This window comes from Cellulomonas sp. APG4 (genome assembly GCF_009996735.1).
Classification (GTDB): Bacteria; Actinomycetota; Actinomycetes; order Actinomycetales; family Cellulomonadaceae; genus Actinotalea.
Window position 1 is genome coordinate 45,765 of record NZ_JAACYI010000013.1, and the last position, 15,082, is coordinate 60,846.

Sequence of the window (15,082 nt, forward strand, 5' to 3'; positions counted from 1 at the left end):
GCCCGTGGCGCGACCGCGCGGGGAGCTCAGTCCGCGGGGAGCTCCGCGGGCAGGCCCACGCGCGCGAACAGCGCGGTGTCGAACCAGGCGGTCACGCGTGCGACGCCGTCGGGGGTGACCGTCGGCAGGTGCAGGTTGAACGCCCGGTGCACGCCGTCCTCGCCGCGCATGTACAGGCCGAGCACCACCTGCCCGTTCGCCCGTGCGGGCAGCAGCCGCATGTCGCCCGGACCGTTCGCCGGGCAGTGCTGGGTGATGAGGGCCGCGATCTGCCGAGCGCCCTCGAACCAGTCGAGGAACGGCGGCATCTCCCACACGGCGTCCTCGGTGAGCGCCGCGACGAGGCGCTCCATGTCGTACTCCTCGAACGCGCGCACGTACTCCTCGAGCAACGTGCGCAGGCGCGGGTCGCCGTCGTCGAGCGCGACCGGCTCCTGCTCGGCGACCTTCGCGAGGTGGGCCCGCGCGCGCTGGAGGCTGCTGTTGACCGACGCGACGGAGATCCCGAGCGCCTCCGCCGCCTCGGCGGCCCGCCAGCGGAGCACGTCGCACAGCAGCACGACGGCGCGCTGCTGCGCCGTGAGGTGCTGCAGCGCGGCCACCAGGGCGAGGCGCACGTTGTCGCGGGTGACCACCTCGTCCGCCGGGTCCGTCGCCGGGCCCGACCAGAGCACGTCGTCGGGCACCGGCTCGAGCCACGGGACCTCGTGCCGTGGGTTGAGCTCGTGCGCCGGGTCCGCCGCGGGCTGGCCGAGGCCCGTGGGCAGGGGTCGGCGCGCGCGTCCCTCGAGCGCCGTGAGGCACGTGTTGGTCGCGATGCGGTACATCCACGTGCGCACGGACGAGCGGTTCTCGAAGCCGTGGAACGCGCGCCAGGCACGCAGGTACGTCTCCTGGACCAGGTCCTCGGCGTCCTGGACTGAGCCGACCATGCGGTAGCAGTGGGCGAGCAGCTCGCGCCGGAGCGGCTCTGTCTGCGTGAGGAAGGTCTCCTCGGTCGCGGCGAGGGTCACCCGCGTGACGCTACCCCCGATGAGTTCGCGTGCGGAAGAGGTCGGTACCCATGACGGCGTCACCGCGGCGCCGAGGAGGAGGGCTCCCGTGGACCGCATGCTGTTCGTCAACCTGCCGGTCGCCGACCTCGAGGCCTCGCGCCGCTTCTACACCGGCCTGGGCTTCGGGGTGAACGAGATGTTCTCGGACGACAGGTGCGCGTGCGTCGTCGTCTCCGACGCGATCTTCGTGATGCTGCTCGACCGCGACCGCTTCGCCGACTTCACCGACCGGCCCACGGCGGACCCGACGGCGAGCACGGGTGTCGTCAACTGCCTGTCGGCGGACTCGCGCGACGAGGTCGACGCCCTCGTCGCGTCCGCCGAGGCGCACGGCGGCCGGAGCGGTCGCACGTTCGCCGACGGCCCCATGTACGGCCGCTCGTTCGACGACCCGGACGGCCACGTCTGGGAGGTGCTGCACATGGAGCTCGCGGGCGTCCCGTGAGCGCCGCGAGAGCGACCCCCGCCGACGACGGTGCCGTGCGGGCTCAGGCGAGCCGCGCCGTCACCTCGGCAGCCCCGGGCTCGAGCCGGAGGCCCGACGACGTGCCGCGCGCGCTCACCTCGTAGTCGCCCCACCAGCCGCGCAGGGTCACGCGACCCTGCGCGTCGGTGCGCGCAGCCGTCGGTGCGAGCCACCACTCACCCTTCACGAGCCTCAGCAGCTCGTCGTACGCGGGCTTGGGCGTGCCGTCGGCGCGCACGAACCCGCCGGGCGCCCCCAGCCACATCCCGTCGTCGGTCAGGCCCCAGTAGGTCGTCGCCTCGACCCGCGGGTGCGAGAGCAGCGTGCGGTAGTGCCGCAGCACCTCGTCGGCCTGCCGCTCCTCGCCCTCGGGTGTCGAGGGCCAGTGCTCGGGCTGGAAGTCGTTGAGGTCCTCGATCTCGGGCGGCATCACCTCGCCCGAGAGGAGGGTGGTCTCCGTGAAGTGGATGGGCAGACCGTAGCGGCTGAAGCGCTCGAGTGTCGCGAGGGTCTTCTCCTCGCCCCAGTACCCCTGGTGCATGTGGCTCTGCAGGCCGAGCACGTCGACCTCGATCCCCGCCTCGAGCACGCCCTCGATCAGGCACTCGTACGCGGTGGACATGTCGAAGTCGTTGAGCAGCAGCCTGACGTCGGGGTTCGCGGCGCGCGCCTCGTCGAACGCGAGGCGGATGGTCTCGAGGCGGCCCTTGGCCCGGGCGAGCGGTGTGATCGCGTTCTCGCCGTTGTCGAACACCGGCATGATCACGGCCTCGTTGATCGCGTCCCAGGTGTCGACCAGCCCACGGAAGTCCGTCACCTCGCGGCGGATCCTTGCGCGCTGGAGACGCTCGACCTCCTCGAGCGGGCGGCCGAGGAGCCACGCGGGCTGGACCGTGTGCCACATGAGCGGGTGACCCTTGAGCTCGACCCCGCGCTCGGCGAACCACTGCGCGGTGCGCTGCAGCCGCTCGGTGTCAGGCCGTCCCTCGACCGGCTCGAAGCGGCCCCAGTAGAACGGCAGGGTCGCGGTGTTGAACAGGTCGAGCCACAGCGCGGCGAGCTGTTCGAGCCGCTCGAGCGACGCGCCGCCGAACGTCTCGACGTCCTCGGGGCGTGCCTGGTGCTCGCCGTTGGCCAGGGGGATGAAGTCGAACCCGATGTTGCCGAAGCCGAAGGCGTGCCGGGTCTGCGCGAGGGTCACCTCGACGTCCGCGAGCGGTGCGCCGTCGGGCCCGAGCACCTGGACCGACGTCGCGCCCTGCCGGTGGGCGAGCGTGGGGTCCGGGGTCCAGCTCTGGTTCAGGTCGCGGCTCATACGGCGTGCTCCTCCTCGTCGAGGGCACCAGCCTGCCACATGTGGCCGAATCGTTTCGAGCGCTGAGACGCGGTCACGGGTCAGCGCCGCCGCCCGTCGTCCGGCGGGGTCAGCCCTGCGGGCCCGGGCCGTGGTCGGGGGGCGCGTACGGGCCGGCGGCCCCGCGCACGTCGGTGAGCGCGTGGCGCACCGCGAGCCGGATCACCCAGTAGAGCGCGAGCAGGATCACTGCCGGGATCACCAGGTAGAGCAGCAGCACGACCGGGCCGAAGAGCATCTCCATGGCCGTGACCCTAGAGCCTGGCGCCCACGCGCGTGCCACGCTTGCCGCCATGTCCCGCGCCCTGGTGTTCACCCGCACCACCGACTACCGGCACGAGTCGATCGAGCACGGCACCGCGGTCGTGCGGCGCCTCCTCGCCGACGACGGGGTCGCGAGCGACCACACGGAGGAACCTGCGGCCTTCCACGCCACGTCGCTCAGCCGCTACGACCTCGTGGTGTGGCTCTCGACCACCGGAGACGTGCTCGACGACGACGGACGGCGGGCCCTGGCCTCCTGGCTCGCGGGCGGTGGCGCCTGGGCGGGGGTCCACGGCGCGACGGTCGCGGAGCCGGGGTGGCCCGAGTTCGAGCGGATCGCGGGCGCGGTCTTCACCGACCACCCCGAGATCCAGCCGGCTCGCGTGCGCGTGGCGGACGCATCGCACCCGTCCACCTCGCAGCTCCCCGTCACCTGGGAGCACACCGACGAGTGGTACAACTTCCGGCGTCGCCCGGGCCCCGAGCAGACCGTGCTGCTGACCGTCGACGAGGCGACGTACGCCGGGGGCACGATGGGCGCGGACCACCCGGTCGCATGGCACGGCGGCTACGGCGCCGGGCGCACCTGGTACACCTCGCTCGGGCACGCGGCGGAGACCTTCGACGACCCGACGTTCGTCGCCCACCTCCGCGGCGGTCTGCGCAGCCTGCTGGCCTGAGGCCGGGCGTCGTCAGCCCGCCCTGCGCCACTGCTCGAGGCGTTCCCGGCTGCGGACCACGCGCAGCAGCGTGGTCAGGACGAGCCCGCCGACCAGGTTGCCGAGCACCACGAACCCGAACCACGGCAGCCACGCGTCCCACGCCGCGGCGGGGGAGCCCGCGTGCATGCCGACGAAGATGATGAGCGAGTCCAGGATCGAGTGGAACAGGCCGCCCCCCACGATCACGAGGGCGATGCCGACGGCGGCGACCAGCTTGGCCAGGTCGTCGTCCGTCCCGCCCTGCATCCGCGTGAGGAGGGTGATCGCCGCACCGGCGAGCACCGCGAGGGTGAAGGTCTGCAGGTCGAGCGGGGCCTCGGTGAACTCCCGCGCCATGGTGTCCGCGGTCTCGTGCAGGTCCGGCAGCGCCACGGCGATGAGCCACGCGAGCACGAACCCGCCCACGAGGTTGCCCACGAGCGTGCCCACCCACAGCCGGACGAGCTGCCACCAGGTCGCCTCCTCGGCGAGGACGACCATCACGGGCACGTGGAAGCCCTCGGTGAACAGCTCGCTGTGGCCGAGCCGCAGTGCGATCAGGCCGATGGAGAACGCGAGCGCCCCGAGCAGGCGACTTCCGGTCGCTGCCTCGACGGCCAGGAGGGCGAGCACGCCGATCGCCACCTCGATGCCGGCGACGGCCCCTGTCGCGAGCAGGTCGGCCGTCCCGCGGTGCAGCCGCGGCCGGCCCTCGAGGATCACCCGGTCGAGCGCGTGGTCCTTCTCCTCGGTGGTCCCGGCGTCGTCCTCACGCTCGTGCGGTTCGTCCTTCGACGTGGCGTTCGCCGACGACGACGCGTCGTGCTCGGGGGAGTTCTCGGTCACCCGTGCAGTCTGCGGCACGGGTGACGGCCCTGCGCGCCGGTGGGCGCGCGTGCCCGGATGTGGAGCCAAGGGGACTCGAACCCCTAACCCCCTGCTTGCAAAGCAGGTGCGCTACCAATTGCGCCATGGCCCCTGGGTGCGGAGTCGGTCAGTCGACCGTGTCGGTGACCTCGGTCCACAGGTCCCGCTCGTCGCGGTCCTCCGCGTACGTGCGCCAGAGGACGTATGCCGCCGCAGCGGCGAGCAGCGCGACCACGAGCTTCTTCATCGGTCCTCCGCGGGTGGGGGAGTGGGCCTAAGAGGACTTGAACCTCTGACCTCTTCCTTATCAGGGAAGCGCTCTAACCGTCTGAGCTATAGGCCCTCGCGCACGACGTCGCCGACGTGCGCCGCACGAGACTACCCCAGGGCCGCCGCCGGACCCAACTCGCCCCCGCGCCCCTGGCCGCCCCCTCGCCCGACTCAGTCGTCGGTGAGGGTCAGGTGGATGCCACCCACGAGCGCGGCGACGATGTTGTACAGGAACGCACCGATCGTCGACAGCGCCGTGAGCAGGACGATGTCGACCACGGCGACCATCACGGCGAGCGAGATGACCCGGTCGAACGCCACGAACTCGAGCAGGTCGAAGAACGACGTCGAGCCGGTGATCTCCGCGATCGTGGTGTTGACCTGGGTGAAGACCTCGAGGCTGTTGAGGGTCTGCCAGATCACGGCGGCCGAGACCACGATCATGATCCCGATCGCGACCGACAGCAGGAACGAGAGCTTCATGACCGACCAGGGGTCGATGCGCGAGACCGCGAGCCGCACCTTGCGCGGGCCGGCGGCGGCCGCGGGCTCGGCGGACGGCCGGGTCGCAGGAGCCTCGTCCTGCTCGACCTCGACGTCACCGGACCGCGTCGGCATCGCGTTGCGTGCCGTCTCGGTCACGCCCTGGGCGGCCCGCTTGAGCCGATCCGTGACGCCACCACCTCTCGAGGTCGTCTCGGAGGTGGACGGCCGCCCGCCCCCGGACGACGGCGGGGTGGTGCCGGAGACAGGTCCGGTCGCCGGGCGCGGACGCGGGTTCTCGGTCCGCACGCCCGTCGACCCCGCAGGCTTGCGCGGCGCGATCGAGGGCGGAGGTGTGCCGTCGGTGCCGGTGCTCATCGGTCTCCCTCGTCGGCCGGGTGGGTGTCCACGGGCTCGCCCGCGGGGGCGCCGCCCTGCTCGTCAGCCGAGGTGGTCCCCTGCGGCTCGTCCGTCGCCCCAGCGTCCGTCGTCAGGGCGTCCTGGTCAACGGTAGCCGCATCAGCCTCAAGGTTTCTCTCCACGTTGCGCGCAACCGAGAGGATGCGGTCCCCCGTGTCGGGCTTCGCGAGGATCACACCGGTCGCGTCACGACCGTGCACCGGGATCTCCTCGACGAGCGAGCGGACCACCTTGCCGCGCTCCATGACCACGAGGATCTCGTCGGTCGAGGCCACCATGGTCGCGCCCACGAGCACGCCCCGGTCGTCCGGCAGGCGTGCGGCGCGCACGCCCAGGCCGCCGCGGCGCGTGCGTCGGTAGTCGAGGTTGCCGTCGGAGTTGACGCGGTGCATGTCCGAGCGCTTGGCCGTGCCGCCGTCCGTCACCGTCACCAGGAACGAACCCTCCTGGATCACGTCCATCGACAGCAGCTCGTCGTCCTCGCGGAACCGCATGCCGGTGACGCCGGACGTCGCGCGGCCCATGGGACGCAGCTCTTCCGAGGTCGCCCGGAACCGGACGGCCTGACCCTTGCGCGAGACCAGCAGCAGCTCGGAGTCCTCGTCGGCGAGAACGGCCGAGACCAGCTCGTCCGGCACGCCGTCGTCGTCCTCGCGCAGGTTGATCGCGATGAGCCCGCCCGAGCGGTTGGAGTCGTACTCCGCGAGGCGCGTCTTCTTGACCAGCCCGCGCCTGGTCGCGAGGACCAGGTACTCGGCCTGGTCGTAGTCGCGCAGGTCGACCACGCGCGCGATCTCCTCGCCCGGCTGGAAGGCCAGCAGGTTCGCGACGTGCTGCCCCTTCGAGTCGCGGCCGCCCTCGGGAAGCTCGTACGCCTTGGCGCGGTAGACCCGTCCGAGGTTCGTGAAGAAGAGCAGCCAGTGGTGGGTGGTCGTCACCCCGAAGTGCTCGACGACGTCGTCGGCCCGCAGCTGGGCCCCGCGCACGCCCTTGCCGCCGCGCTTCTGCACGCGGTACTGGTCGCTCCGGGTCCGCTTGGCGTACCCGCCGCGGGTGATCGTGACGACCACCTCCTCCTCGGCGATGAGGTCCTCCATCGAGACCTCACCGTCGAACGGCAGGATCTGCGTGCGCCGCTCGTCGCCGTAGCGCGCGACGATCTCGTCGAGCTCCTCGCCGACGATCCGCCGCTGCCGCTCGGGCTTGGCCAGGATGTCCTTGAGGTCCTCGATCTTGACCATCAGGCCGTCGTACTCGTCGATGATCTTCTGCCGCTCGAGGGCCGCGAGGCGGCGCAGCTGCAGGTTGAGGATCGCGGTCGCCTGGATCTCGTCGACCTCGAGCAGGTCCATGAGGCCCGCGCGTGCCTCCTCGACGTCGGGCGAGCGGCGGATCAGCGCGATGACCTCGTCGAGCGCGTCGAGCGCCTTGAGGTAGCCGCGCAGGATGTGCGCCTTCTCCTCGGCCTCGCGCAGCCGGTACGTGGTGCGGCGCACGATCACGTCGAGCTGGTGCGTCACCCAGTGCCGCACGAACGCGTCGAGGCTCAGCGTGCGTGGGACGTCGTCGACGAGCGCGAGCATGTTCGCGCCGAACGTGTCCTGGAGCTGGGTGTGCTTGTAGAGGTTGTTGAGCACGACCTTGGCGACCGCGTCGCGCTTGAGCACGATCACGAGGCGCTGGCCGGTGCGACCCGAGGTCTCGTCGCGGATGTCCGCGATGCCCTGCACGCGGCCGTCCTTGACGAGGTCCGCGATCTTGGCCGCGAGGTTGTCGGGGTTGACCTGGTACGGCAGCTCGGTCACCACGAGGCAGATCCGGTTCTGGATCTCCTCGACCGTCACGACCGCGCGCATGGTGATCGAGCCGCGGCCGGTGCGGTACGCCTCCTCGATGCCCCGCCGGCCCAGGATGGTCGCGCCGGTCGGGAAGTCGGGGCCGGGGATCCGCTCGATCAGTGCCTCGAGCAGCTCCTCCTTCGAGGCCTCGGGGTTCTCGAGGTGCCAGCGCACGCCCTCCGCGAGCTCGCGCAGGTTGTGCGGCGGGATGTTCGTGGCCATTCCGACGGCGATCCCCGCGCTGCCGTTGGCGAGCAGGCTCGGGAAGCGCGCGGGCAGGACGGCGGGCTCCTGCGTACGGCCGTCGTAGTTGTCGCGGAAGTCGACGGTCTCCTCGTCGATGTCCCGCACCATCTCCATCGCGAGCGGGGCCATCTTGCACTCGGTGTACCGCGGTGCGGCGGCCGGGTCGTTCCCGGGCGAGCCGAAGTTCCCCTGCCCGGCCACGAGCGGGTAGCGCAGCGACCAGTCCTGGACCAGGCGCACCAGGGCGTCGTAGATCGCCGTGTCGCCGTGCGGGTGGTACTTGCCCATCACGTCGCCGACCACGCGGCTGCACTTCGAGAACTGCCGGTCAGGCCGGTAGCCGCCGTCGTACATCGCGTACAGGACGCGGCGGTGCACGGGCTTGAGCCCGTCCCGCACGTCGGGCAGTGCGCGCCCCACGATCACGCTCATCGCGTAGTCGAGGTAGGACCGCTGCATCTCGAGCTGCAGGTCCACCGAGCTCACTCGGTCACCGACCGGGGGAGTCACGTCCGTCACAGGTCTCTACCTCTCGTGCGCGCGCGTGCGCGCGTCGTGTCGTGCTGCTGCTCGCCGGGCCTCAGATGTCGAGGAAGCGGACGTCCTTGGCGTTGCGCTGGATGAAGCTGCGGCGCTGCTCGACGTCCTCGCCCATGAGCACCGCGAAGATCTCGTCGGCCGCGGCCGCGTCGTCGAGGGTGACCTGCAGCAGCGTGCGCTGGTCGGGGTCCATCGTGGTCTCCCACAGCTCGGAGTAGTCCATCTCCCCGAGACCCTTGTAGCGCTGGATCCCGTTCTCCTTGGGGATCCGCTTGCCCGCGGCCAGGCCCTCCTTGAGGAAGGCGTCGCGCTCACGGTCCGAGTACACGTAGTCGTGCGGCGCGTTCGACCACTTCAGCCGGTACAGCGGTGGCTGGGCGAGGTACACGTACCCGCCCTCGATGAGCGGGCGCATGTAGCGGAACAGCAGCGTGAGCAGCAGGGTGCAGATGTGCTGGCCGTCGACGTCCGCATCGGCCATGAGCACGATCTTGTGGTAGCGGAGCTTGGCGATGTCGAAGTCCTCGCCGATCCCCGTGCCGAAAGCCGTGATGAGCGCCTGGACCTCCTGGTTGCCCAGCGCCCGGTCGAGCCGCGCGCGCTCGACGTTCAGGATCTTGCCGCGGATGGGCAGGATCGCCTGGGTGCGCGGGTTGCGGCCCCGCACCGCCGAGCCGCCGGCCGAGTCGCCCTCGACGATGAACACCTCGCACTCGGCGGGGTTGTTCGACTGGCAGTCGCGCAGCTTGCCGGGCATGCCACCGGACTCGAGCAGGCCCTTGCGCCGCGTCGCCTCGCGCGCCTTGCGCGCAGCCATCCGGGCCGTGGCCGCCTGGATCGACTTGCGGATGATGTCGCGCGCCTCGCCCGGGTGCGCGTCGAGCCAGTCGCCGAGCTGCTCGTGCACGACCTTCTGCACGAAGGTGCGGGCCTCGGTGTTGCCGAGCTTGGTCTTGGTCTGGCCCTCGAACTGCGGCTCACCGAGCTTGACGGAGATGACGGCGGTCAGGCCCTCGCGCACGTCGTCGCCCGTGAGGTTGTCGTCCTTCTCCTTGAGCAGACCCTTGTCGCGCGCGTACCGGTTGACCAGCGAGGTCATCGCGGCGCGGAAGCCCTCCTCGTGCGTGCCGCCCTCGGTGGTCGAGATCGTGTTCGCGTAGGTGTGGACGGACTCCGAGTAGGCGTTGGTCCACTGCAGCGCGATCTCGACGGAGATCTTGCGGTCGGTGTCCTCCGACTCGATGTCGACCACCTGCGGGTGCACGACGTCGACCTTCTTCGCGTCGTTGAGGTGGGCCACGTAGTCGATGAGGCCGCCGTCGTACTTGTACGTGACGGTCCGCAGGCTCGCCCCCGGCGGCGTGCCCTCGGCGTCCTCGGCCTCGGGTGCCGCCGTGACCTCGTCCTCGGTCCCGGTGTGCTCCGGCCGCTCGTCGGTGAGCGTGATCTTGAGGCCCTTGTTGAGGAAGGCGTACTGCTGGAAGCGCGAGCGCAGCGTCTCGTAGTCGAGCTCCACGGTCTCGAAGATCGCCGGGTCCGGCCAGAAGGTCTGAGTGGTGCCGGTCTCGTCCGTCGCCTCACCCTTGCGCAGGTCGCCCACGGGCTTGCCGCCGTCGGCGAACGACTGGTGCCAGGTGAAGCCGTCGCGCTTGACCACGGTCTCGACGCGCGTCGAGAGCGCGTTCACGACCGAGATGCCGACGCCGTGCAGACCCCCCGAGACCGCGTAGCCGCCGCCGCCGAACTTGCCGCCCGCGTGCAGGATCGTCATGACGACCTGCACCGTGGGCCGGCCCTCGGTGGGGTGGATCGCGACCGGGATGCCACGTCCGTCGTCGCTCACGCGCACGCCGCCGTCGGCGAGCAGCGTGACGTCGATCTCGGTGCAGTACCCGGCCAGGGCCTCGTCGACAGAGTTGTCCACCACCTCGTACACCAGGTGGTGCAGGCCGCGCGGCCCCGTCGACCCGATGTACATGCCCGGCCGCTTGCGGACGGCCTCGAGCCCCTCGAGGACGGTGATGGCGCTGGCGTCGTAGCCGGTGCCGGTGGCGGGGGTGGGAGTCGTCGCGCCGTCGGGCGCTGCAGGACTGTCAGCCACGGGCCGTGGTGCTCCTTCGGGTGGACGTGCGCGCACGCGGCGCCCGCCGGACCGGGGCACCACGCCGGACGCCGCACAGCAGCACCGGAACGGCCCCCCGCGCACCCGTGCGAGCACCAGGAATGACAGGAGTCAGTCTACCCCGTCAACAGCCCGTCTCAGCGGTTTCCCCAGCGGTGTGGGCCGAATCCGAACCCAGGGTGTGACCAGGTGGTGGCGCGGGGCGGCTCGAGGCGTCTCAGGCCGGTTCCCGCCGATCGACGTCAGCCGTAGGTGTCGCGCGGCCCGCGACCCGCGACCCGTCGTCCGCCACGGCCCCACCCCGGCCCCGCAGGGCCCAGCACGGTGACCTCGCGGACCACCCCGCTGCCCAGCTCGACCTCGAGCCTGCCGAGCAGCTCGGGCACGAGCAGCCGCAGGTTCGTCGCCCACGTGGTCGAGTCGGTGCGGATGACCAGCCTGCCCTCCTCGAAGGTCTCGGGCGTGCAGTGGTCCGCGACCTGGTCACCGACGACCTCGCGCCAGCGGCCCACCACGCCACCCACCGACAGCTCGGCGGACCAGCCGCGTTCGGCCGCGAGCCGGGCGAGGGTGTCGCCGAGCAGGGCCGGGTCCCTGCCGTCCGCGCCCGGGCCCGACGTCGGACCCGACGTGCGTGCAGGTCGCGGCTTGCCCGGTGCCCCGGGTCGCACCCCCCTCGCGCGTGCGGCCGCCACCGCACGGTTGAGCGCGGCGCGCGCCACCTCGGCCGGCGGCGTCAGGCCGAGCTGCTCGGCCACGGGACGGTGGGGGTCCAGCGGGGTGCGACCGGCCGGCGGCGCCGGCACCTCGTCCGCCACGTCCTCATCCCGGCCGGGGACCTCATCGGACACGCGTGACCTGCCCCGCCATGACGTCGTAACGCGCCCCCTCGAGCTGCTCGGGCACGTCCTCGGCGACCGCGGCCGTGACGAGCACCTGCTCAGCACGCGCCACGAGGGTCGCCAGGCGCCCCCGGCGGCGCGAGTCGAGCTCGGCGAAGACGTCGTCCAGGATCAGCACCGGCTCCGAGCCCTCGCCCCAGTCCGAGATGCCGGTCCCCGCGGCGTCGTCGGGCGTGCCGTGCGTCAGCAGCTCGTAGGACGCGAGCCTGAGTGCGAGCGCGTACGACCACGACTCGCCGTGGCTCGCGTAGCCCTTGGCGGGGAGCCCACCGAGGGTCAGGACGAGGTCGTCACGGTGCGGGCCGACGAGGTTGACGCCCCGGTCGATCTCCTGCGTTCGGCGCCGGCTCATCGCCTCGAGCAGCTGCGCCTCGAGCAGCTCGGTGGTCGCGTCGAGGTGCGGCACCCGCTCGGCGCCGCCCGGCTCGTCGTCCTGGGCCTGGACGAGCGACGACCGGTACCCCAGCTCTGCGGCCCCCTGCCCGTCGCTGACCTGCGCGTACGCGCGTTCGACGTGCGGCGCCAGGTGGTTCACGAGCCGCACCCGGCGCGCAAGGATCTGCGCGCCGAGATGGGCGAGGCGCCCGTCCCAGACGTCGAGGGTGCGCAGGTCAGCCTCCTCGTCCCCGCGCCGTCCGCGGCGCACGGCACCTGCCGACTTGAGCAGCGCACCACGCTGACGCAGCACACGCTCGTAGTCCGCGAGGAGGCCCGCGGTCCGCGGCGCGACCTGCACCGCGAGGTCGTCGAGGAAGCGGCGGCGCGTGTCCGGGTCCCCCTTGACGAGCGCCAGGTCCTCGGGCGCGAAGAGCACGGTGCGCAGGATGCCGAGGACGTCACGCGCGCGACGCGTAGGGGCACGGTTCACCTGCGCACGGTTGGCCCGGCCCGGGTTGATCTCGAGCTCGACGAGGCTCGAGCGGTCCCCACGCGCAGCACGCAGGCGCACGACAGCGCGCGGGGCACCCGCGCGCACGAGCGCGGCATCGGTCGGGACCCGGTGGCTGCCGAGCGTCGCGACGTAGCCGACCGCCTCGACGAGGTTCGTCTTGCCCTGGCCGTTGGGACCGACGAGGGCGCTGACGCCGGGCTCCAGCGTCACGTCGACCTGCTCGTAGGAGCGGAAGTCGGTCAGGGAGAGGGCGCTGACGTGCACGTCAGGCGGGCGGGCCGGCGGGCCGCACGGCGTGCCCGCCGAACTGCTGGCGAAGTGCGGCGACGGCCTTCATCGCGGGGGAGTCCACCTGGCGCGACGAGAAGCGCGCGAAGAGCGCGGCCGAGATCACGGGGAGCGGGACCGCCTGGTCGATCGCCTCGTCCACCGTCCAACGTCCCTCGCCGGAGTCCTCGACGAAGTCGTCGATCGAGGCGAGCGACGGATCCTGCTCGAGGGCCTCGACGAGCAGGTCGAGGAGCCAGGACCGCACCACGGTGCCCTGCGTCCACGCGCGGAGCGTGCCCGTCACGTCGGTGACGACGTCCTGGGCGACCAGCAGCTCGTAACCCTCGGCGTAGGCCTGCATGAGCCCGTACTCGATGCCGTTGTGCACCATCTTCGCGTAGTGGCCCGCGCCCACGGAGCCCGCGTGGACGAAGCCGTTCGCGCGCTCACCGTCGGGACGGAGGGCGTCGAACACGGGCATGAGGCGCGCGATGTCGTCCTCGGCGCCGCCCGCCATGAGGCCGTAGCCGTTGGTGAGGCCCCAGACGCCGCCCGAGACGCCGACGTCCACGTAGCCGATCCCGTGCTCGGCGAGGCGGGCCGCGTGCTCGCGGTCGTCGGTGAAGTGGGAGTTCCCACCCTCCACCACGAGGTCCCCGGCCGTCAGCAGGCCGGCGAGCTCCTCGACCACACCGCGAGTCACGTCCCCTGCGGGCACCATGACCCATACGACGCGCCCGCCCTCGGGCAGCGCCGCGACAAGCTCGCCGAGGCTCGCGACGTCCGAGACGTCGGGGTTGCGGTCGTAGCCCGTGACCTCGACCCCGCGTTCGCGCATGCGGGTGCGCATGTTCGCACCCATCTTGCCGAGACCGACGAGACCGATGTGCATGTGCTCCACCTCAGCTGGCGAATCGGATCGGCACCAGGAGGTACCGATAGCTCCTGTCGTCGTCCCCCTCGAGGCTCTCCTGACCGGTGAACTCGACCGGCTTGTTCGGGTGGGTGAACGACATCCGGACGAAGTCCGTGCTCAGGGCACCGAGCCCGTCGAGCAGGAACTGCGGGTTGAAGGCGACCGTGATGTCCTCACCCGTGAGTGCGGACTCGAGCGCCTCCGACGCCTGGGCATCGTCTCCCTGGCCGGCGTCGAGCACAACCTGGCCCTCGGAGAACGCGAGCCGGATCGGGGTGTTGCGCTCGGCGACGAGCGAGACACGTCGGGCCGCCTCGGTGAGCTGCTGGGTCGACACGACCGCGTGGATCGGCGTCTCGTCCGGGAACAGGCGGCGCACGGCCGGGTAGTCGCCGTCGACCAGGAGGGAGGTCGTGTGACGTCCACCGGCCTCGAAGCCGATGAGGTCGACACCCGCACCGGTCGCGAGCGCGACGGTCACCTGGTCCGAGCCACCCAGGGACTTGGCGGCGTCGGACAACGTGCGCGCACGCACGAGCGCGACCTGCGAGATGCCGGGGCTGGCCGGCGTCCACGTGAGCTCACGCAGCGCGAGGCGGTAACGGTCGGTCGCGAGCATGGTGATCGTGTCGTCGTCGATCTCCATGCGCACGCCCGTGAGGAGGGGGAGCGTGTCGTCACGGCTCGCGGCGACGGTCACCTGGGCGACCGCCTGGGTGAGGGCATCGCCTGCGATGCTCCCCACGACGTCGGGCATGGCCGGGAGGGCGGGGTAGTCCTCGACCGGCATCGTGAGCAGGGTGAACCGGCTCGCACCGCAGGTCACGGTCACCTTGGAGCCGTCGAGCACCACGTCCACGGGCTTGGGGGGCAGCGCGCGCGAGATCTCCGCGAGGAGCCGGCCGGAGACGAGCACCACTCCCGGCTCGCTCACGTCTGCCGCGATCTCCGAACGTGCCGAGACCTCGTAGTCGAAGCTCGAGAGCTGGACGACGCCCGAGGAGTCGGCCTCGAGGCGCACACCGGCGAGCACGGGGACCGGGGGGCGGGTGGGCAGCGACCGAGCGGTCCAGGTGACCGCCTCGGCAAGGACGTCCCGGTCGACCCTGAACCTCATCGCTGTTTCCCTCCGCACGCAGGCAGCGCCGCGTGCCCGACGGCGCGCGGCTGATCCGTGTGAACAGTACGCGAGACGACCGTCACGGGGTACGCACGCGGACCACGTCGTCCGGGGCGGCTCTGCGTGATCACCCGGACGCTCGTCGGGCGCACCCGTAGGACGACTGTTCACACCTGTGGACATCCCTGTGGACGGCCGTGGACAGAGGCACCCGTCCGTGTGGACACGTGTGGTCCCGTCCGTGGACGGCAGGTGAACAACATCCCGTCGTCCACGACGACCCCGCGCCGTCAACTACTCCGTCCTCAGCCGGTCCACACCCAGATCCGCTCGCTGACCTGCACGTCGACCGTGTG

14 protein-coding genes and 2 tRNA genes are annotated in these 15,082 nt (G+C 71.7%); 2 read left to right on the forward strand and 14 right to left on the reverse strand.

The genetic code is table 11. The features are described from left to right. Positions 1-26: 26 nt before the first annotated feature. The gene (locus tag GXB85_RS10885; protein WP_370524173.1) at positions 27-1,013 is read right to left on the reverse strand and encodes a sigma-70 family RNA polymerase sigma factor; all 987 of its coding nucleotides are present in this window, start codon (positions 1,011-1,013) and stop codon (positions 27-29) included. A gap of 97 nt (positions 1,014-1,110) precedes the next feature. Here GXB85_RS10885 and GXB85_RS10890 point away from each other — a divergent pair, with 97 nt between their 5' ends. Then, entirely contained in the window at positions 1,111-1,500 is a 390-nt protein-coding gene (locus tag GXB85_RS10890) for a VOC family protein (RefSeq protein ID WP_161917731.1), read from the forward strand. A 43-nt stretch (positions 1,501-1,543) separates the two neighbouring features. Here GXB85_RS10890 and GXB85_RS10895 read toward each other — a convergent pair whose 3' ends face one another. Both GXB85_RS10895 and GXB85_RS10900 read right to left on the reverse strand, forming a co-directional pair. Further along, the gene (locus GXB85_RS10895) at positions 1,544-2,836 is read right to left on the reverse strand and encodes an endo-1,4-beta-xylanase (RefSeq protein WP_161917682.1); all 1,293 of its coding nucleotides are present in this window, start codon (positions 2,834-2,836) and stop codon (positions 1,544-1,546) included. 109 nt (positions 2,837-2,945) lie between these two features. Then, complete coding sequence (locus GXB85_RS10900) at positions 2,946-3,119, reverse strand: hypothetical protein (protein ID WP_161917683.1); 174 nt, start codon at positions 3,117-3,119, stop codon at positions 2,946-2,948. Between the two features lie 49 nt (positions 3,120-3,168). On the opposite strand from GXB85_RS10900, the gene GXB85_RS10905 reads away from it, so the two are divergent. Next, positions 3,169-3,819, forward strand: coding sequence for a ThuA domain-containing protein (locus GXB85_RS10905; RefSeq protein ID WP_161917684.1), 651 nt, complete (start codon positions 3,169-3,171; stop codon positions 3,817-3,819). Between the two features lie 12 nt (positions 3,820-3,831). Here the strand turns inward: GXB85_RS10905 and GXB85_RS10910 are convergent, their stop codons facing one another. The 11 genes from GXB85_RS10910 to dnaN all read right to left on the reverse strand — a co-directional run bounded on the left by GXB85_RS10910 (position 3,832) and on the right by dnaN (position 14,723). Continuing rightward, positions 3,832-4,686 carry a formate/nitrite transporter family protein gene (locus tag GXB85_RS10910; protein ID WP_161917685.1) on the reverse strand — a complete coding sequence of 285 codons (855 nt, stop codon included), beginning with the start codon at positions 4,684-4,686 and terminating at the stop codon, positions 3,832-3,834. Between the two features lie 60 nt (positions 4,687-4,746). Beyond that, positions 4,747-4,819: transfer RNA gene (locus tag GXB85_RS10915), tRNA-Ala, on the reverse strand. A 15-nt stretch (positions 4,820-4,834) separates the two neighbouring features. Beyond that, the gene (locus GXB85_RS18250) at positions 4,835-4,954 is read right to left on the reverse strand and encodes a DLW-39 family protein (RefSeq protein WP_237728181.1); all 120 of its coding nucleotides are present in this window, start codon (positions 4,952-4,954) and stop codon (positions 4,835-4,837) included. Between the two features lie 22 nt (positions 4,955-4,976). Further along, positions 4,977-5,050, reverse strand: a tRNA-Ile gene (locus GXB85_RS10920). A gap of 98 nt (positions 5,051-5,148) precedes the next feature. Beyond that, positions 5,149-5,838 (reverse strand): DUF3566 domain-containing protein, encoded by a 690-nt coding sequence (locus GXB85_RS10925; protein WP_161917686.1) that lies wholly within the window; start codon positions 5,836-5,838, stop codon positions 5,149-5,151. Beyond that, positions 5,835-8,423, reverse strand: a complete 2,589-nt coding sequence (gyrA, locus tag GXB85_RS10930; RefSeq protein WP_161917732.1) for a DNA gyrase subunit A — start codon at positions 8,421-8,423, stop codon at positions 5,835-5,837. Before gyrA ends, GXB85_RS10925 begins: the two co-directional genes overlap by 4 nt. Before the next feature lie 121 nt (positions 8,424-8,544). Then, entirely contained in the window at positions 8,545-10,605 is a 2,061-nt protein-coding gene (gyrB, locus tag GXB85_RS10935) for a DNA topoisomerase (ATP-hydrolyzing) subunit B (RefSeq protein ID WP_161917687.1), read from the reverse strand. A gap of 263 nt (positions 10,606-10,868) precedes the next feature. Continuing rightward, positions 10,869-11,444: a DUF721 domain-containing protein gene (locus GXB85_RS10940; protein WP_370524174.1), complete on the reverse strand. Its 576-nt coding sequence runs from the start codon at positions 11,442-11,444 to the stop codon at positions 10,869-10,871. Positions 11,445-11,466: 22 nt separating this feature from the next. Continuing rightward, entirely contained in the window at positions 11,467-12,684 is a 1,218-nt protein-coding gene (recF, locus tag GXB85_RS10945) for a DNA replication/repair protein RecF (protein WP_161917688.1), read from the reverse strand. A gap of 1 nt (position 12,685) precedes the next feature. Continuing rightward, positions 12,686-13,582: a phosphogluconate dehydrogenase (NAD(+)-dependent, decarboxylating) gene (gnd, locus tag GXB85_RS10950; RefSeq protein ID WP_202627852.1), complete on the reverse strand. Its 897-nt coding sequence runs from the start codon at positions 13,580-13,582 to the stop codon at positions 12,686-12,688. Between the two features lie 10 nt (positions 13,583-13,592). Continuing rightward, on the reverse strand, positions 13,593-14,723 hold the full coding sequence (dnaN, locus tag GXB85_RS10955; protein ID WP_161917690.1) for a DNA polymerase III subunit beta: 1,131 nt from the start codon (positions 14,721-14,723) through the stop codon (positions 13,593-13,595). Between the last annotated feature and the right edge of the window lie 359 nt (positions 14,724-15,082).